The sequence below is a fragment of the Nocardia sp. NPDC102475 genome (assembly GCF_055584605.1).
The window spans coordinates 1-15,569 of record NZ_JBVJLS010000020.1 but is presented as its reverse complement, the minus strand read 5'-3'; the positions used below and the strand labels follow the sequence as shown (position 1 = coordinate 15,569).

Here is a 15,569-nt window from a genome sequence, read left to right as displayed (position 1 = left end):
GCATGAAGATCATCTCCGACACCGACCTGGACGTGCGCGAGTTCCTGCGCCCCGGTGATCGCATCGTCATCGGTCAGGCCTGCGGCGAGCCGACCACGCTGGTCGAGGCGTTGATCGCGGGCGGCGGCGATATCGGCGGGCTGTCGGCCTTCATCGCGACCAGCTTCTCCGGTCTGTTCACCGAGCGAGCGACGCAAAGCTTTTCGCTGTCGAGCATGGGCGCGATAGGTGCACTGCGCGCGCTGGCTGCCGCGCACCGGCTCAGCGTGATCCCCTGCCATGTCAGCCAGGTCGCCACGCTCGTCGAGGACGGGATCATCGGCTGTGACGTGGCCTTTGTTCAGGTCGGCCCCGCGGATGCGCGCGGCAACCACAGCTTCGGTCTGATCAGCGATTATGTGCGCGCGGCCGTGGCGCGGGCCCGGGTGGTGGTCGCGGAGGTGAACGAGCAGGTGCCGTGGACCCACGGCGAACTGCTGTCCGCAGCCGAAATCGACTACGCCGTAACGGTTTCACGGCCACCGGTACGGGTGCCGTCCGCGCGCATCGGTGCGACCGACACGGCCATCGCCGAGTACGCGGCTGCGTTCATCGAGGATGGATCGGTCGTGCAGACCGGAGTCGGAGCGGTGCCGGACGCCATCTTGCGCCTGCTGCACGACCGTCGCGATCTCGGTGTGCATTCGGGCATGATCGGTGACGGGCTGGTCGATCTGGTCCAGGCCGGTGTTGTCACCAATGCGCGCAAGCGCATCGACCGGGGCGTGTCGATCACCGGCGCTCTGATCGGCACCGAGCGACTGTACGAATTCGCCCACCGCAACCTCGGCATCCGCATGTGCCCGACGTCGTACACCCACAATCCGGAAGTGCTTGCCCGACTGGACAAGTTGGTGACGATCAATTCGGCGCTGGAGGTCGACCTCACCGGCCAGGTGAACGCGGAGCAGAGTGGTTCGGCCTACCTCGGTGGCACCGGCGGTCAGGTCGACTTCGTGCGCGCCGGGGCACGCTCGCCGGGTGGGCATTCCATCATCGTGCTGCCCGCCACCGCCAAAGGCGGCACCATCAGCCGGATCACGGTCGACCTCTCGGGTCCGGTCACCACCGCGCGCAGTGATGTGGACGTGATCGTCACGGAGTTCGGCGCGGCCGAACTGCGTGGCCGGACCCTGGCCGAGCGTGCGCGTCGCCTGATTGCCATCGCCCATCCCGATTTTCGGGAGGACCTGGCGCGCGCCGCCTACACGATCGCCCAGAGAGGATTTTGATGAGCGACGCCGTCCTGTTCGACGCCCGCGACGACGGCATCGCCGTGATCACGCTGAACCGCCCGGAGACCCGCAATTGTCTGGCCGCCGACGTGCGCGCGGGACTGGCCGCGGCCTGGGACCGGTTCGAGCGAGATCCGGCCCTGCGCATCGCGATTCTCACCGGTGCTGGTGACAAGGCCTTCTGCGCGGGCGGCGATCTGAAGGAGATGGTGGAAACCGGTATGCGGGTGCCGCCGCGCGATATGTTCGCGCTCCCGCACGACACGATCGAGCTGTCCAAGCCCACGATCGCGGCGGTCAACGGTGTTGCCTACGCGGGCGGTTGGATGATCGCCCAGGCTTGCGATCTGTGTGTCGCCAGCACTGCTGCGCGCTTCGCGATCACCGAGGTCAAGGTGGGCCGGAGCGCGCCGTGGGCGGCGCCCCTGATTCATATGATCCCGCAGCGGATCATGATGGAAATCCTGCTCACCGGCAAGCCGATCACCGCTCACCGCGCATATGAGATCGGCCTGGTCAATCGCCTCGCCGAACCGGAGGAAGTGCTGGCGACCGCGCTCGAGTTGGCCACCGAAGTTCTCGCGGGTGCTCCGCTGTCGGTGCGGGCAGCCCGGGAAACGGTCATGCTCGCCACCGAGATGGGTCGTACGGCCGCCCTGCAAGCCGCACGGCACGCGGCCGAATACTGCTATCACAGCGAAGATGCGCAGGAGGGGCCGCGCGCATTCGCCGAAAAGCGTTCCCCGCGTTGGCAGGGACGATGAGCCATCCCATCCGCGACCGATCATGCGCTCGTCCGGCCTCCCCCCGGCACCATGCGAAACCCCGTTGCCGGACATCCGCGATCGTGCGCCGCAGCCGGTCCGGCTGGGTGATGGTGTTCGCGCTGTACGACAGAAGCGGTCCAAACGCACTCCAGCGCCCCGGCGCAACGGAATCCGAAGCCGCAGCCAACCAGGGCATCGACATGTCGACACTGCCCGAAGTGATGTCGGCCGAGGAAGTAGCGCGACTCACCCTGGAGAACCTCTCCGAGGGTCCCGTCTTCATCAGCAGCGACTACTACCGGGCGACATTCGAAACACTCCTCTCGATGCCGCGGCGCGATGCGCTGATGGCGATGGCGGGGCAAATGAGGCGCTGACACCGGGGCAGGTTCCTCGTCCACATCGCTGCCCGGAGCGTCGCGGAACACGAACGGGTCCGCCAAGATGCCCGAACGTGCCTGCCGCCGTGCGGGTTTGCCGAGATCGGCCGAGTCTATCTCCGCTACCAGCGCGTGCACTGAGTTCGACCGCACCACAATGCCGAATTCCGGATATTCGTCGTCCGCTTCCGGCGGACCGAGTGGGTATTTGCGATTGGTGTGGGCCTGCATGCCAGTGGGATGTGAGGGCGGTGCAAGAGTGTGGTGTCAGGGTTGCCGGCATGACGTGGCATGGCGGCAATCGGGCCGAGGGGAAGACAATTCTGGTTACCGGTGCCAGCGCGGGCATCGGGTATTTCGTCGCAGAGCAACTCGCGGCCAACGGTGCCACCGTGGTGCTGGGCTGTCGTGACACCGACAAGGCCGACCGCGCGATACGCGCGATCCGAGCACGGGTTCCGGCCGCTCGACTGCGGCCGGTGCGCTTGGACCTGGCGGATCTGTCCTCGCTGCCTGCGACAGTGGACGCACTCGGCGTCGATTGCCTGGACGCGGTAGTGCTCAATGCCGGAGTGCTGCTGTCGGGCCCCGCACGCCGCGTGAACGCTCGGGGGCACGAATTGATGTTCGCGACAAACCATCTCGGGCACTTCGCGCTGGTCGCTCACCTGTCGCCGATGCTGGCGGCCGCTGCGAACAGCCGGGTGGTCACGGTGGGCAGCTTCGCCGCGCGGTCGGAACGGCTGGATCTTGCCGATCTGCAGTCAGAGCACGACTACCGCCCCAAGCGCAGCTACGGGCGATCGAAACTGGCCCAGATGCTGTTCGGTTTCGAACTGGATCGCCGCCTGCGGGCACGCGGCGCCGATACCGCCAGCATCGTCGTCCATCCCGGCGGCGCACTGGACGCACTGACCCCGCCTCGACCGCCGTTGTTCGTCAGCACCGCTGCCCAGCGCCTGCGCGCGCTGCCCGCGGGCGTGGTGCTGCACGGCAAACACGAGGGGGCCGAAAGCATCGTCCGAGCTGTCCTGGACACCGAGATCACCAGCGGGCAACTGTGGGGGCCAAGAGTTTTCGGTCTCCGCGGACAACCACGCCGGGAAACACCCCACGCGCACATGACCGACCTCGACACCGCCGGCGGACTCTGGGCCGCCAGTGCCGCCCTCACCGGCGTGGATCCGCTGGAGCGTCCGGCTACCCCGATCCGGCCATGACAACCGCTCCTGCTTCGCCCAAATCATCATGACCGAGGACCCCGAATTGCCGCGGCGCCCACGATCCGAAACCGGCGACCGCGCACGTTCGAAACGAACGCGTCATAATGCCGATGGGCGGGCGATCACCGACCCAGATGTGCTGCGGCTCAGGACATCCCGCTCATGCCGATCTCGGCTAGCGGCGCTGAGGAACCCGGCGAGGAGCGAACCCAGCACCACGACCACCGCGCACACGATGGCGACCACCCGCTCCGTCGGCACAGCGGCCAGGGCTGCTGGCGCCTCACCGTCCTGCAGTGGCGAACCATCCCTCGACAGTCGGCTGTCGGATGCACCCCTCGCCGACACCACCTGGTCTGGGCGACCGGGAGTCCGCTCCGGAGTCGAATCGTCCGATGGATGAGAGTACGTATATCCGCCGATGTCTCGATCCGCTCGATCCTGGTATCCGAAGTCATCTGTCACGATGAAATCCCATTCGCCGATTCCGTTGTGCCGGAAGTAATATCGCGGACTCGACCTGGAGAATGCTGAACACAACCTTGTGAACCGGCCAGCGCGTGTGGTACCCACCCATGAACCTTCGAACCGGGCCGACGTGGCGGCCCCGGGGTGTCGACCGAGCGTTCAACCCCTCCTATTACCCGGCGCCTGCCGCAAAATCACGCCCCAACATAAGGGCCAGTGAGACTTTGCGCGCGAAGACCAGATGGTGGGACGAAATCCCGCATATCAATCGTCTGCTGTGGCCGCTCGTCTACATGCACTACGCAGACTTGGGTGACCTGATGTGGCGTTTTGCCCTGGTAGAGCGCGACAATGTCGCCACGAATCCGGTCCACGGAAACATGATGCGCGAAGCTCTCGACTACATGATCGCCCGGCGCCCGACGCCGAGCGAATGGTTCGACCCGACCAAATCTTGGTTTTGCGAGCAACGGGAACTGGACGAGTATCCCAGTCGTTTCGAGGTCGTCGGCAGTCATCTCGTCGAGACAACCCCGTCCAGGATCCCGGTCGCCGGCTGGCCCGCAACCTGTGGGTTCGTGCTGAAACCTGGGATCGGTAGGTGGCGCGCGCGGCATCTACTTACCCCATGGCATCTTCTCAACCTCCCACCAACCAACCGCAGCCCGCCGGCTTGGACAAAAAGACCAGCGCGATCCTGTCCTACGCACTGGGGTGGCTCACCGGAATCATCTTCCTATTCGTGGGAAAGAACGATCCCGATGTGAAATTCCATGCCTCGCAATCGATCGTCTTCTTCGGGGCGGTCTCGGTGGTCAATATTGTTCTGAGCATCGTCGGCTCGCTGCTCGGAGTCCTGGGGATCATCTTCAGCCTCGCCGGACTCGCAGTCGCGGTCTTCGCAGTAGTCGTCTGGATCATGGCCATGGTCCAGACCAACAACACCGGCGGTGTCCGCGCAGAGCTTCCCATTGTCGGAAAATTCACTGCCCCATATGCCGATCAGTTGGCCAACTCGGTCACGTAGCGGCATATTCGAACTCCCCAGCTAGTGCCGTGTCCAGATAGCTTCTGCCGTATCGCTGCCCGGGGTTCCGTCGAACGTAGTCGAATGATGGTCGCCCACGGCGAATTCGACCGCCATATCACTACGCTCGGCGAGCTGCCGGAGGCAGATAGCGCAGCAAGCAATCTGGACGCGGCACTAGATTTCGTAATCGGCGATGCTGTCGGCACCCTACCGGCGGCCAGATGCGACAGTCCGAAGATCAACGGCCCGAGGCTACGTGGGTCGTTGACGTCCGCGCGGAACGTCCGATAATGCCGAATAGCGGATGCTGTACCCAGCATCGTTCGGGTTCGTTGGGCTGGTGGCGACTAGCCTGGGCCGGTGACAGTCACAGAGATGCCCTTCGGATCGTGGCCGACTTCCATCACCTCCGAATTCGTCGTCACGGCCGCGGTGCGGCTGTGGGAGGTGCGGGTGGACGGGGCGGATGTCTACTGGTCGGAGGGACGTCCCACCGAGGGCGGCCGCACCCAGATCGTGCGCCGCAGCGCCGACGGTTCCGTCACCGATTTGCTGCCGGACGGTATGGACGCGCGCACCGCAGTCCACGAATACGGCGGCGCGGCGTGGTGGGTGCGCGACGGCGTGCTCTGGTTCGCCAACTGGGCCGACCAGCGGTTGTACCGGCTCGAGCCCGGTGGTGTGCCGGTGCCGCTGACCCCGGTCCCCGCCGCGCCCCGCGGCGACCGGTACGGCGACGGCGAACTTGCTCCAGACGGAACGGCCGTCGTGGCTGTCCTCGAAAGCCATCCGGCCGACGGGCGTGGCGCGATCGATGTTCGCAACGAGATCGTGCGTCTGTCCGCGGACCGTGCGTCGCAGCCGGAAGTCCTGGTGAGCGGACCGGACTTTGTCGTCGCGCCCCGGCTGAGTCCGGATGGGGGTGCGCTTGCCCTGGTGTCGTGGGATCACCCGTCCATGCCGTGGGATGACACCGTCCTGCGGGTGCGTGATCTCGCGACCGGCGCCGACACCGTCGTCGCGGGCGGGCCCGGAGAATCGGTACTGGAACCGCGCTGGCAGCCCGACGGTTCGCTGTTGTTCCTCTCCGACCGCAGTGGATGGTGGAATCTCTACCGCTGGATACCGGGCGGTACGGTCGCCCCCGTGATCGAGATGAACGCCGAGATCGGCACGCCCGCTTGGCAATTGGGGTCGACGCGCTACACCGTACTCGATGACGGCAGCATCGTGTTCGCCCGCCGGCGCGACGGCTACGACGGCCTCGGATTGCGCCGGCCGGATGGCTCGGTGGCCGACCTGGACGTGCCCTTCTCTGCGATCACCGCGATCGAGCGTGCCGGCGCGGACGCCGTCGTCGTAGTGGCGGCCACTCCGACTACCGAATTCGGCGTGTACCGCATCGAATTCGGCGACAGCACACCACATGTCGAGCTCCTCCGCCCGCCGCGGGAGCTCGGTCTCGACCTCGCCTCGGTCTCGGTCCCCGAGCCGATCTCCTTTCTCTCGGTGGACCACACCGGCGCACCACGGACCGCACACGCGCTGTTCTACCCACCCGCGAGCAGCCGTTACGGCGGCCCGGCCGGAGAACTGCCACCGCTGTTGGTCATGATTCACGGTGGCCCGACCGGTTCCGCGCTGCCCCTGCTGTCACTGCACACCCAATACTGGACCAGCCGAGGATTCGCTGTCGTCGACGTCAACTACGCCGGCTCCACCGGATACGGCCGTGACTACCGTGAACTGCTCAAAGGCGCGTGGGGAGTGGTGGACGTAGCCGACTGTATCGCCGCGGCCAGATGGCTCGGCGAGCACGGCCGGGTCGATCCACAACGGCTCGCTATCCGCGGCGGCTCGGCAGGCGGTTATACGACGCTCGCCGCGCTGGCCAGGGCGGACACCCCGTTCGCCGCCGGTGCAGACCATTTCGGAGTCGCCGACCTCGAGGCGCTCGCTGCCGAAACACACAAGTTCGAAAGTCGATACCTCGACGGTTTGATCGGGGAATACCCGGCCAGACGTGACATCTACCGCGAGCGGTCGCCGATCCATCACGTCGACCGGCTCCGCAAGCCCCTGATTGTGTTGCAGGGCAGCGACGATCCGGTGGTGCCGCTCAATCAATCACAGATGATCGTCGAGGCGCTGCGGGCGCGGCGGATTCCGGTGGCCTTTCTGGTCTTCGAAGGCGAGCAGCACGGCTTCCGCCGCGCGGAGAACATCCGCCGTGCGCTGGACGCCGAACTGAGTTTCTACGGCCAAGTATTCGGGTTCACGCCGCCACCAGCCGAAGGTATCGAGCCGGTCACTGTCGAAAACCTCACCTGAGTTCGGCCGGCACGCTGAGATTGGCCGAGGGTCTTGCGAATGCGCGGACATGCCCGCATGGGCGCGCGGTCCAGGGCGTGTCCTCGAAAGATCAACGGGCGGAGATCATCTCAGTCGGTGCGAAACGTCCGCTATTGCCACATACCGCGCTGACCGAGCCAGGACGACGCGGCCCCGGTTGACGGTGAGATGAACTGTGGCCCAACGATATCCGCCGCTAGGGGCGCCGCATGACGGAAGGCTTTGCGGTTGCTTGATCAGGCTGGTCGCCCGGCGGCGAGGAACGGCAGCATGTGGCTGAGCAGTTCCCGGGGCCGGTCCAACGGGATGATGTGACCGCAATCGGGAATGACGTGTCCTGTGAGATCCTCGGCGATGGCGTGCAGCTGCCGCTCGAGCGCGTCGCCGACCGGGTGGGCGCCGATCGCCAGGGTGGGGGTGGTGAGCCGACCGGCCGCCGCAGCGTCGTTGATCTGCTGGGTGCTCGTCGGCAGTGCGCGGTAATAGGAAAAGGCGCAGCGTAGGGCATCATTTCCGGTGTAGGCATCGACGAAGGCGTCGTGGATATCGGCCCGAACGCCCCGGCCGCGGGTGCCGCTGGTGAGAAACCACTCGATATACCGCGCCTCCTGGCCGCTCAGCACCGTTTCGGCGAGGCCGGGGACGGCATGGAATCCGAACCACCACGGCGGACCTGCGGCGAGGAAGTCTTCTGCGCCGGGGAGTGTGCCCAGCAGTGCTTCCATGACCACCAGCTGTCGGACCCGGTCGGGGTGGCGCAGGGCGAGCAGGACCGCGACCGGGGTGCCGGCATCGATCGCGACCACGGCCGCGGAGGGTTCGTCGAGGGCATCGAGGATCCCGGCTATATCAGTGGCCAGTGTGTCGGCGTCGTAGCCGTCCGGGGCTCGGGTGGTGGCACCGAATCCGCGGAGGTCCGGGGCGATGACCCGGTAATGCGCGGACAACGGGCCGATGATCTCGCTCCACAGTCGCCAGGTGTGTGGAAAGCCGTGCAGCAGAACGACTGCGGGGCCGCTACCGGCGATGGCGACGTTGGCGCGGATGCCGTTGGTCTCTATCCGGCGCAACTCGATCGACGCGGCGTGGAGCGGCGGCGTGCAGGACATAGAGCCTCCCAGGTGGTTACCATCGGTTACCAGACAACGGTAGGTAACCTCGGTTGTGCTGCCAAGACGGCACGTTGGCTACAGGTGGTGAGGTCCAGGTGACTACTCGATCAGTGCATACGAAGACCACGGAGCGTGGTGATCTGTTCGATTGCCAATGTCCGACACGTCAGTTGCTGGACCGCATCGGCACAAAATGGACGTCGATGGCGGTCAAGGTCCTCGCGCAGGCTGCTCCGGGCGAGGTCAGGTTCGCCGAGCTGCGGCGGCGAATGCCCGGCGTGTCCCAGAAGATGCTGTCGGTAACCCTGCACAACTTGGTCCGGGACGGTCTGGTCACCCGCCGAGTGGAGCCGACCGTGCCACCACGCGTGCACTACCGGCTCACCGAACTGGGCTTGTCCCTGGAGATCCCGTTGGCCGCACTGCGGACCTGGGCCGAGGAGCACATGCCCGCGATCGACCACGCCAATGCCGTCAACGACGCACAAGCCGACCTCGCCACCAGCGAATAACGCTCCTACATACGGCTTCCCAACGACCTATGCCGCATACCGCGCTGACCGAACCGGCCAGCGCGGGGCACCGGAAGATCGACGGGCAGAGCGTCGTATGGCCGGCGGCAGTGCTCGCTCCTGCTGATGTGAGATGAGTTGTGGTACAGGCCATCCGGAATGTTGTGAGGTATGCCTTGGCTTGGTGAAAGAAGCCGCCTCATGTCGCATGGACGCCAGAGTCACACTTCTAATGCCCATGACTCGGGTAGGCGCCTATCGCTCCATGAAGGCCCTGTAAGTAGCCGATTTGCGCGCACCGCGTCTTGTCCCGGGTCTGTAACCCCACCAGTGCGTGGCTGCGGGGCCGCGAACGTGACGAGTGTCACTTCGTGTCAGATCCGGGTGGTGTGGCGTGTCTCGAGGGCATGACTGATTTGAACGCCATCACCAAAGTGGTCGTCATCGGCGGCGGTTACGCCGGTGCCGTAGCGGCCAATCGGCTGCGGCTGCGTCGGGATATCGAGATCACAATGGTCAATCCGCGCCCCCAGTTCGTCGAGCGCATGCGGTTGCACCAGTTCGTGGCCGGTACCCACGAGGCCGCTATCGGTTACGACACGCTGCTCGGCGCGGGCGTGCGGTTCGTCGTGGATCGTGCCGTCCGCATCGATACCGCCGCTCGCATGGTGGAACTGAGTTCGGGGCGCGCGCTTGGATACGACTATGTGGTCTACGCAGTCGGCAGCACCGCCACGGTGCCCGCGTCGGTACCTGGTGCGGCCGAGTTCGCCTATCCGATCGCCGAATACGAACACGCCCAGCGGCTGCGCGCCGCGCTGGGGGAGGTGCCCGTAGGGGCTCCGATCGTCGTGGTCGGCGGCGGGCTGACCGGAATCGAGACCGCCGCCGAACTCGTCGAGCAGGGCCGCACCGTCACGATCGTGAGTGGCGATAGGTTGGCGGCGAACTTCTCGAATCCGGCGCGGCGGTCGGTGGCGAAGTGGCTGGCCGGGAACGGAGTCGATGTGCGCCAGGAGGTGCGAGTGCGCGAGGTGCGACGCGACGGGGTCGTATTGGCCGACGGCGATGTGCTACCCGGTGCACTCACGATATGGACCGCCGGATTCGGGGTGCCCGAGCTGGCCTCGCGCAGCGGCCTGCGCACCGACGAGCTGGGCCGGTTGCTGACCGACGAGACGCTGACCAGTATCGACGACGATCGCATCGTCGCCGCCGGGGACGCGGTCGCGCCCTCGGGCCGTCCACTGCGGATGAGCTGCTATGCCGCCCAGCCCCTGGGCGCCCGGGCCGCCGACAACGTGCTGGCCCGCATCGCGGGATCCGAACCCAGCGTGCTGGACGTGGCGTTCGTGGCGTGCACCGTGGGCTTGGGCAGCCGCGCGGGTGTGATGCAGTTCAGCCGCCGTGACGACACACCCGTGCCGATGTACCTCGGCGGGCGCGTGGCCGGGCAGATCAAGGAGCGGGTGGGTCTCGCCGGACCGATCGCGACCATCCGCAAGGAAGCCCGCAAGCCCGGCGCGACCCCCACCTTCATGGGCTTGGGCAGGCGCAAGGAACTGCGCGCAGCCGAACCGGAGAGGACCGTGCAGCCGTGAACCCCATCGATGAACACACCGAGCGTTTCGTGCACCTGCGACCGCTGCTGTTCACCATCGCCTACGAAATCCTCGGCTCGGCAACCGAAGCCGACGATGTGCTGCAAGACAGCTATCTGCGGTGGCGACGCGTGGACCTGACCACTGTCCGTGACACCAAATCCTATCTGGCCCAACTAGTCACCCGCCAGGCGTTGAATACGTTGCGGGCCGGTGCCAGCCGCCGCGAGGAGTACGTCGGTCCGTGGTTGCCCGAGCCGCTGCTGCTCGCCGACGGTGATGCCTCGAGCGACGTGGTGCTCACCGAATCGGTCTCGATGGGGATGCTGGTGGTGTTGGAAACGCTCACCCCCATCGAGCGGGCGGTCTTCGTGCTGCGCGAGGTCTTCGGCTTCGATTACGACGAGATTGCCTCCGCGACAGGCAAATCCATCGACACCGTTTATCAGACGGCCCGCCGAGCCCGCAACCACGTGCAAGCCCGGCGCAAGCGGTACGGCCCCGTCGACACCGCCCGAACCGCCGCGGTCACCGAACGCTTCATCACCGCTGCGACCACCGGAGACATGGAAGGCTTGCTGTCGATGCTCGCGCCGGATATCACCTGGACCACCGACAGCGGCGGCAAGGTGACCGCGCTGCCGGAACTGGTCATCGTCGGCGCCGAGCGGGTGGGCGCGATTCTCATGGCGGTCTTCCGATACGCGCAGCGGCGACCGCAGGTTCGAATCGAGACAGTGAACTGCAACAGCCAACCGGCACTAGCGTGCTATATCGGCGACAAACTGGAAGCCCTTCTCGTATTCGATATCGCCGACGACAGGATCATCAACGGTTACGGAATCCGCAACCCCGACAAACTGTCCGCCCTCGGAATCCCCCGCGCAATCAGTCGCACCGAAACACCCACGACGTAACCCCACCCCGCACGCGGTGCCGACATCCCATAATGCCGCATGGAGCGCGTTAAGCAATCGACCAAATCGGTTGGTCGACAGCGCTTCCCGATGTCCGGTATTGCCGAATGCCGGATGTTCGTTCGTACTAATCCATTGGCGCACCAGGGCATTCGTCCAGCGATACTCTGAGAGATCCAGCAATGGTCAGCTGCGTTGGCGGCATGAGATTGGGGGTGAGCCCAAGGCCTCGGCATAGTCGCGTTATGTCCGTTTTATTCATGCGGGGTCGAGTCGGAGGGCCTCGGGGGCCTGGTGGCGTTCCGGGCGTGGTGGCGTGCAGGCGGTTGTGATGCTGGCGTGCATGGCCGTTTTGGAGTATCCCGATGGCGAGCAGATCGTGGCGGCCAGGCGATCTGGCTATGGCCGTCAGGGCGTTTCAAGCGCATCCTGTGAAGTGCGCAGAGTGGGCGAGCGTGGTCGGCATGCTGGGTTCTGGCCAGCGAGGAGGAATGCATGGAAAGCGCGCCGAGCATGACGGCGATGTTTGCGGCCGTGTCGCGTGGATTGTTTCGCCTGGAGACGGCGTCGCCGTGGGTACTGGACGATGTGCTGGCCCTGGTGCTTGTCGGCCCGGTATGGCAGCAGCTGCGAGACCAGTTCGATCCGCTGTTCCCCGGCCCGGTCCGTCGCGAATCCCGCGCGGCTGTCTGCACCCGCAGCCGGTACGCCGAGGACCGGCTGGCTGCTGGCGCCTTCACGCAGTACGTGATTCTTGGCGCGGGGCTTGACTCATTCGCGTGGCGGCGGCCGGATCTGCTCGGCTCGCTGACGGTGTTCGAGGTTGATCACCCTGCCTCCCAGGCCTGGAAGCTCGAGCGGATCAGGGAGCTCGGCCTGCCGCTCAGCGACTCGCAGGTATTCGTGCCGGCTGATTTCGAGGCCGGACCGGTTCAGGATGCTCTGGGCCCGGCCGGGTTCGACTGGGCGCAGCCGGCGATGTTCTGCTGGACGGGCGTCGCCCCCTATCTGACGGCACAGGCGATCGAGTCGGGGTTGCGCACGATCGCGGCGGCTGCTCCCGGGTCTGAGGTGGTGTTCTCCTACCGGGCCGAGGACTGTGCGCTCGACGACGTGGGGACGGAATTCGCCCGTATCTACACGCCGATCGCGGCTTCTGTCGGCGAGCCTCTTCAGGCTGGCTGGCCGGTATCCGAGATCGAGAGGCTGATCAGCCGGTGCGGGCTGAAGGTCGTGGACCATCCCGCACGTGCAGACCTCCAGCAGCGGTACTTCGCCGGCCGTACCGATGGCGTGCGGCCCTATACCTTCGAGACCCTGGTGGCCGCACGGGTCACCTGAGCGAGTGCAGGCCACGTCCGGCAACTTCACCCCTCTGCGAGGGCCAGGCAGTGACGGTACGGCAGAGGAGTACCGCACCATCGCCTCACCTACGGTTTTCCGCCTGACCTGGGCAAATGCCTACGCTGCGCCCACATGGCCTGGAGATATCTGCTTTCGGCGACGCGCCAGGACCACTTACTGGAGGCAAGCGACACCTGAATTTCGCCTCAGCTCAGCATCATTTCTACCGACGAGAGCAAGACGCGACCCCCGAGCCGCAATCGTCTCTGCTGTTCAGCGCTCATTCCCATCCACACGCCGGAACGACCTCTGAGGGCCTGCGGATATCAAGCGTCACCACACAATTCGCAAACGCTTGCATCGAGCGCAGGCGCCGGGCCGGTAGGGTCGGTCTGATGGAGTGGAGTTTGCGGTCGGCCGAAGAGCTCGCAGCTGCGTTGCGTTCCGGTGAGGTGACCTCGGTGGAACTGACCGACGAGGCGATCGCCCGGATCGAGCGGGACGACAAGGCGATCAACGCTATCTGTGTGCCGGACTTCGATCGGGCGCGTGCCGCGGCGCGCAGTGCTGACGAGGCGCGTGCTCGCGGCGAGGATGGGCCGTTGCTCGGCATTCCTGTGACGGTTAAAGAGTCCTACAACATGGCCGGGCTGCCGACGACTTGGGGCGTGCCGCCACATGCGAACTATGTGCCAGCCGAGGACGCGGTACAGGTGTCGCGGCTGAAGGCCGCGGGCGCGGTGGTGCTCGGCAAGACCAATGTGCCGTTCATGCTCGGAGATCTGCAGAGCTTCAACGAGATCTACGGCACCACCAACAACCCGTGGGATCTCGGCCGCACCCCGGGCGGATCCTCCGGCGGATCGGCGGCCGCCCTCGCGTGCGGGTTCGGTGCGCTGTCCATCGGCTCCGATATCGGCGGTTCGCTGCGCAACCCGGCGCATTTCTGCGGCGTCTACGCACATAAGCCGTCATATGGGTTGGTGGCGAGCCGCGGACATGTCCCGCCGCCCGCGCCGGCACTGCCGTCCGAGCGCGACCTCGCCGTCGTCGGTCCGATGGCGCGCACCGCCCGCGACCTCACGCTGCTGCTGGACGTGATGGCCGGCCCGGACCCGCTGACTCTCGGCGTCGCATTCGACTTGGCTCTTCCGGCCGCGCGCCACGAGCGGCTCTCCGAATTCCGTGTCCTGGTCATCGACGATCATCCGCTCATTCCGACCGGCTCCGCTGTGCGGGCTGCGGTGAACCGGGTCGCCGACGCGCTCGTCGCCGCTGGTGCCCGCGTGGAACGGCACAGTCCGCTGCTGCCCGATCTGACCGAGGCCGCGACGCTCTACACGCAGTTGCTGCTGGCGAACCTCGCCGCGATGTATCCCGCGGAGCGCTACGAGCAGTTGCGGACCCACGCCACCGGACTGAACGCGGACGACCAGAGTCTCGACGCGGCGCGGTTGCGCGGCGCGGTATTCAGCCACCGCGACTGGATCGAGGCCAACAACCGTCGCGAGCGCCACCGCCACGGCTGGCGGCAGCTCTTCGCCGAGTTCGATGCCGTGGTCTGCCCGATCACGCCGACTCCCGCGTTCCCGCACGACCACACCCCCAGTCTGGGAGACCGGCGGATCGACATCGACGGCGTGGCATACCCGTTCGCCGACCAGCTCGTCTGGGCGGGTCTGGCGACCATGCCCGGCCTACCGTCCACCGCCGTACCAGCGGGCCGGTCTCCCGAGGGCCTGCCGGTAGGAGTGCAGCTCATCGGCCCGATGTTCGAGGACCGCACCTCGCTGCGGCTGGCCGAACTGCTCGAGCAGGAGATCGGCGGTTTCGAGGCACCGATGTCAGTGGCCGAGCAGGTTCGATAGCCGACAAGCGGACTCCGGCGGACCGCCGGTGGCCCGAAATGTGGTGCGGCGTTATGTGACTCGCGGTCTGCGCAGTCCGAGTATGCGGCGGCCGATGTCGAGCAGCTGACGGTTCAGCGTCTCCTGATCGACATCGCTCGGCGCGCCGGACGCAGCACCGGCTAGACCCGTCAGCACCGCGGTGGCCGCGATGACACCATCGGGTCCCGGAGTGAGCTCAGCCAGTAGTGCGACAGGCCGATCGATCACCTTGCGCCAGTCAGGTTGCTGACGCACCACCCGAATGACGCTGGGATCGGTGGTCACGACGGCGGCGATCGATCGGCTCGCGGCGGCGAGTTCGGCGTAACCGATCAGCATCGACTCGGCGCGAGCGCGCGGGGTGCGCTGCTGTTCGGCGGTTTCGATCACCGACCGGAGTTGTTGCAGCAGTGGTTGCAGCACCGCGAGGAGTAGTTGTTCCCGGGTGCGGAAGTGGTAGTAGATCGCGGCCTTGGTGAAGCCGAGCTCATCGGCGATCATCTGCAGCGAGGTCCCGGCAAAGCTGTGCCGGATGAATAGTGCGACCGCGACGTCGATCAGGCGCTGTCGACTGTCGGCTTCACGCGCGACAACATCTGCCCTAGTCATGGCGTTCCCTAAGTTCGTTGTTGTCTGGGGTTGGTGCCCTGGATGCCCAGAGCGGTGGGGTGTAGCTGATGGCTTTCTGCCTCGGTCGAGG

13 protein-coding genes are annotated in these 15,569 nt (G+C 66.1%); 11 read left to right on the top strand and 2 right to left on the bottom strand.

Annotated features, from left to right (window positions below; all coding sequences use genetic code 11):
* Positions 1-2 precede the first annotated feature (2 nt).
* The 6 genes from ACZ60G_RS30950 to ACZ60G_RS30925 all read left to right on the top strand — a co-directional run bounded on the left by ACZ60G_RS30950 (position 3) and on the right by ACZ60G_RS30925 (position 7,473).
* Complete coding sequence (locus ACZ60G_RS30950; protein WP_465814524.1) at positions 3-1,271, top strand: acetyl-CoA hydrolase/transferase family protein; 1,269 nt, start codon at positions 3-5, stop codon at positions 1,269-1,271.
* Positions 1,271-2,038: an enoyl-CoA hydratase-related protein gene (locus tag ACZ60G_RS30945; RefSeq protein ID WP_465814522.1), complete on the top strand. Its 768-nt coding sequence runs from the start codon at positions 1,271-1,273 to the stop codon at positions 2,036-2,038. Before ACZ60G_RS30950 ends, ACZ60G_RS30945 begins: the two co-directional genes overlap by 1 nt.
* A 110-nt stretch (positions 2,039-2,148) precedes the next feature.
* On the top strand, positions 2,149-2,418 hold the full coding sequence (locus ACZ60G_RS30940; protein ID WP_465814521.1) for a hypothetical protein: 270 nt from the start codon (positions 2,149-2,151) through the stop codon (positions 2,416-2,418).
* Positions 2,419-2,702: 284 nt separating this feature from the next.
* Positions 2,703-3,641 (top strand): SDR family NAD(P)-dependent oxidoreductase, encoded by a 939-nt coding sequence (locus tag ACZ60G_RS30935; protein ID WP_465814519.1) that lies wholly within the window; start codon positions 2,703-2,705, stop codon positions 3,639-3,641.
* A 1,099-nt stretch (positions 3,642-4,740) separates the two neighbouring features.
* Positions 4,741-5,139 (top strand): DUF4870 domain-containing protein, encoded by a 399-nt coding sequence (locus tag ACZ60G_RS30930; protein WP_465814517.1) that lies wholly within the window; start codon positions 4,741-4,743, stop codon positions 5,137-5,139.
* Positions 5,140-5,502: 363 nt separating this feature from the next.
* Positions 5,503-7,473, top strand: coding sequence for a S9 family peptidase (locus tag ACZ60G_RS30925; RefSeq protein WP_465814515.1), 1,971 nt, complete (start codon positions 5,503-5,505; stop codon positions 7,471-7,473).
* A 257-nt stretch (positions 7,474-7,730) separates the two neighbouring features.
* Here the strand turns inward: ACZ60G_RS30925 and ACZ60G_RS30920 are convergent, their stop codons facing one another.
* Positions 7,731-8,603 carry an alpha/beta fold hydrolase gene (locus ACZ60G_RS30920; protein WP_465814513.1) on the bottom strand — a complete coding sequence of 291 codons (873 nt, stop codon included), beginning with the start codon at positions 8,601-8,603 and terminating at the stop codon, positions 7,731-7,733.
* Between the two features lie 113 nt (positions 8,604-8,716).
* On the opposite strand from ACZ60G_RS30920, the gene ACZ60G_RS30915 reads away from it, so the two are divergent.
* The 5 genes from ACZ60G_RS30915 (at position 8,717) to ACZ60G_RS30895 (ending at position 14,848) form a co-directional block, all read left to right on the top strand.
* Positions 8,717-9,118 carry a winged helix-turn-helix transcriptional regulator gene (locus tag ACZ60G_RS30915; protein ID WP_465814806.1) on the top strand — a complete coding sequence of 134 codons (402 nt, stop codon included), beginning with the start codon at positions 8,717-8,719 and terminating at the stop codon, positions 9,116-9,118.
* 407 nt (positions 9,119-9,525) lie between these two features.
* Positions 9,526-10,719, top strand: coding sequence for an NAD(P)/FAD-dependent oxidoreductase (locus ACZ60G_RS30910; protein ID WP_465814511.1), 1,194 nt, complete (start codon positions 9,526-9,528; stop codon positions 10,717-10,719).
* Positions 10,716-11,636 (top strand): RNA polymerase sigma factor SigJ, encoded by a 921-nt coding sequence (gene sigJ, locus ACZ60G_RS30905; protein ID WP_465814509.1) that lies wholly within the window; start codon positions 10,716-10,718, stop codon positions 11,634-11,636. The genes ACZ60G_RS30910 and sigJ overlap by 4 nt, the downstream gene beginning before the upstream one ends.
* Before the next feature lie 495 nt (positions 11,637-12,131).
* Positions 12,132-12,977 (top strand): class I SAM-dependent methyltransferase, encoded by an 846-nt coding sequence (locus tag ACZ60G_RS30900; RefSeq protein ID WP_465814507.1) that lies wholly within the window; start codon positions 12,132-12,134, stop codon positions 12,975-12,977.
* Between the two features lie 398 nt (positions 12,978-13,375).
* Positions 13,376-14,848, top strand: coding sequence for an amidase (locus ACZ60G_RS30895; RefSeq protein ID WP_465814505.1), 1,473 nt, complete (start codon positions 13,376-13,378; stop codon positions 14,846-14,848).
* A gap of 51 nt (positions 14,849-14,899) precedes the next feature.
* Here the strand turns inward: ACZ60G_RS30895 and ACZ60G_RS30890 are convergent, their stop codons facing one another.
* Positions 14,900-15,478 carry a TetR/AcrR family transcriptional regulator gene (locus ACZ60G_RS30890; RefSeq protein WP_465814503.1) on the bottom strand — a complete coding sequence of 193 codons (579 nt, stop codon included), beginning with the start codon at positions 15,476-15,478 and terminating at the stop codon, positions 14,900-14,902.
* Positions 15,479-15,569: the final 91 nt, after the last annotated feature.

What these genes read in the sequence shown, in the direction of transcription:
- ACZ60G_RS30900 (WP_465814507.1), top strand. Translation starts at nt 12,132, where the DNA reads ATGGAAAGCGCGCCGAGCATGACGGCGATGTTTGCGGCCGTGTCGCGT.
- ACZ60G_RS30930 (WP_465814517.1), top strand. Translation starts at nt 4,741, where the DNA reads ATGGCATCTTCTCAACCTCCCACCAACCAACCGCAGCCCGCCGGCTTG.
- ACZ60G_RS30920 (WP_465814513.1), bottom strand. Translation starts at nt 8,603, where the DNA reads ATGTCCTGCACGCCGCCGCTCCACGCCGCGTCGATCGAGTTGCGCCGG.
- ACZ60G_RS30950 (WP_465814524.1), top strand. Translation starts at nt 3, where the DNA reads ATGAAGATCATCTCCGACACCGACCTGGACGTGCGCGAGTTCCTGCGC.
- ACZ60G_RS30945 (WP_465814522.1), top strand. Translation starts at nt 1,271, where the DNA reads ATGAGCGACGCCGTCCTGTTCGACGCCCGCGACGACGGCATCGCCGTG.
- ACZ60G_RS30910 (WP_465814511.1), top strand. Translation starts at nt 9,526, where the DNA reads ATGACTGATTTGAACGCCATCACCAAAGTGGTCGTCATCGGCGGCGGT.
- ACZ60G_RS30940 (WP_465814521.1), top strand. Translation starts at nt 2,149, where the DNA reads ATGGTGTTCGCGCTGTACGACAGAAGCGGTCCAAACGCACTCCAGCGC.
- ACZ60G_RS30895 (WP_465814505.1), top strand. Translation starts at nt 13,376, where the DNA reads ATGGAGTGGAGTTTGCGGTCGGCCGAAGAGCTCGCAGCTGCGTTGCGT.
- ACZ60G_RS30890 (WP_465814503.1), bottom strand. Translation starts at nt 15,478, where the DNA reads ATGACTAGGGCAGATGTTGTCGCGCGTGAAGCCGACAGTCGACAGCGC.
- ACZ60G_RS30935 (WP_465814519.1), top strand. Translation starts at nt 2,703, where the DNA reads ATGACGTGGCATGGCGGCAATCGGGCCGAGGGGAAGACAATTCTGGTT.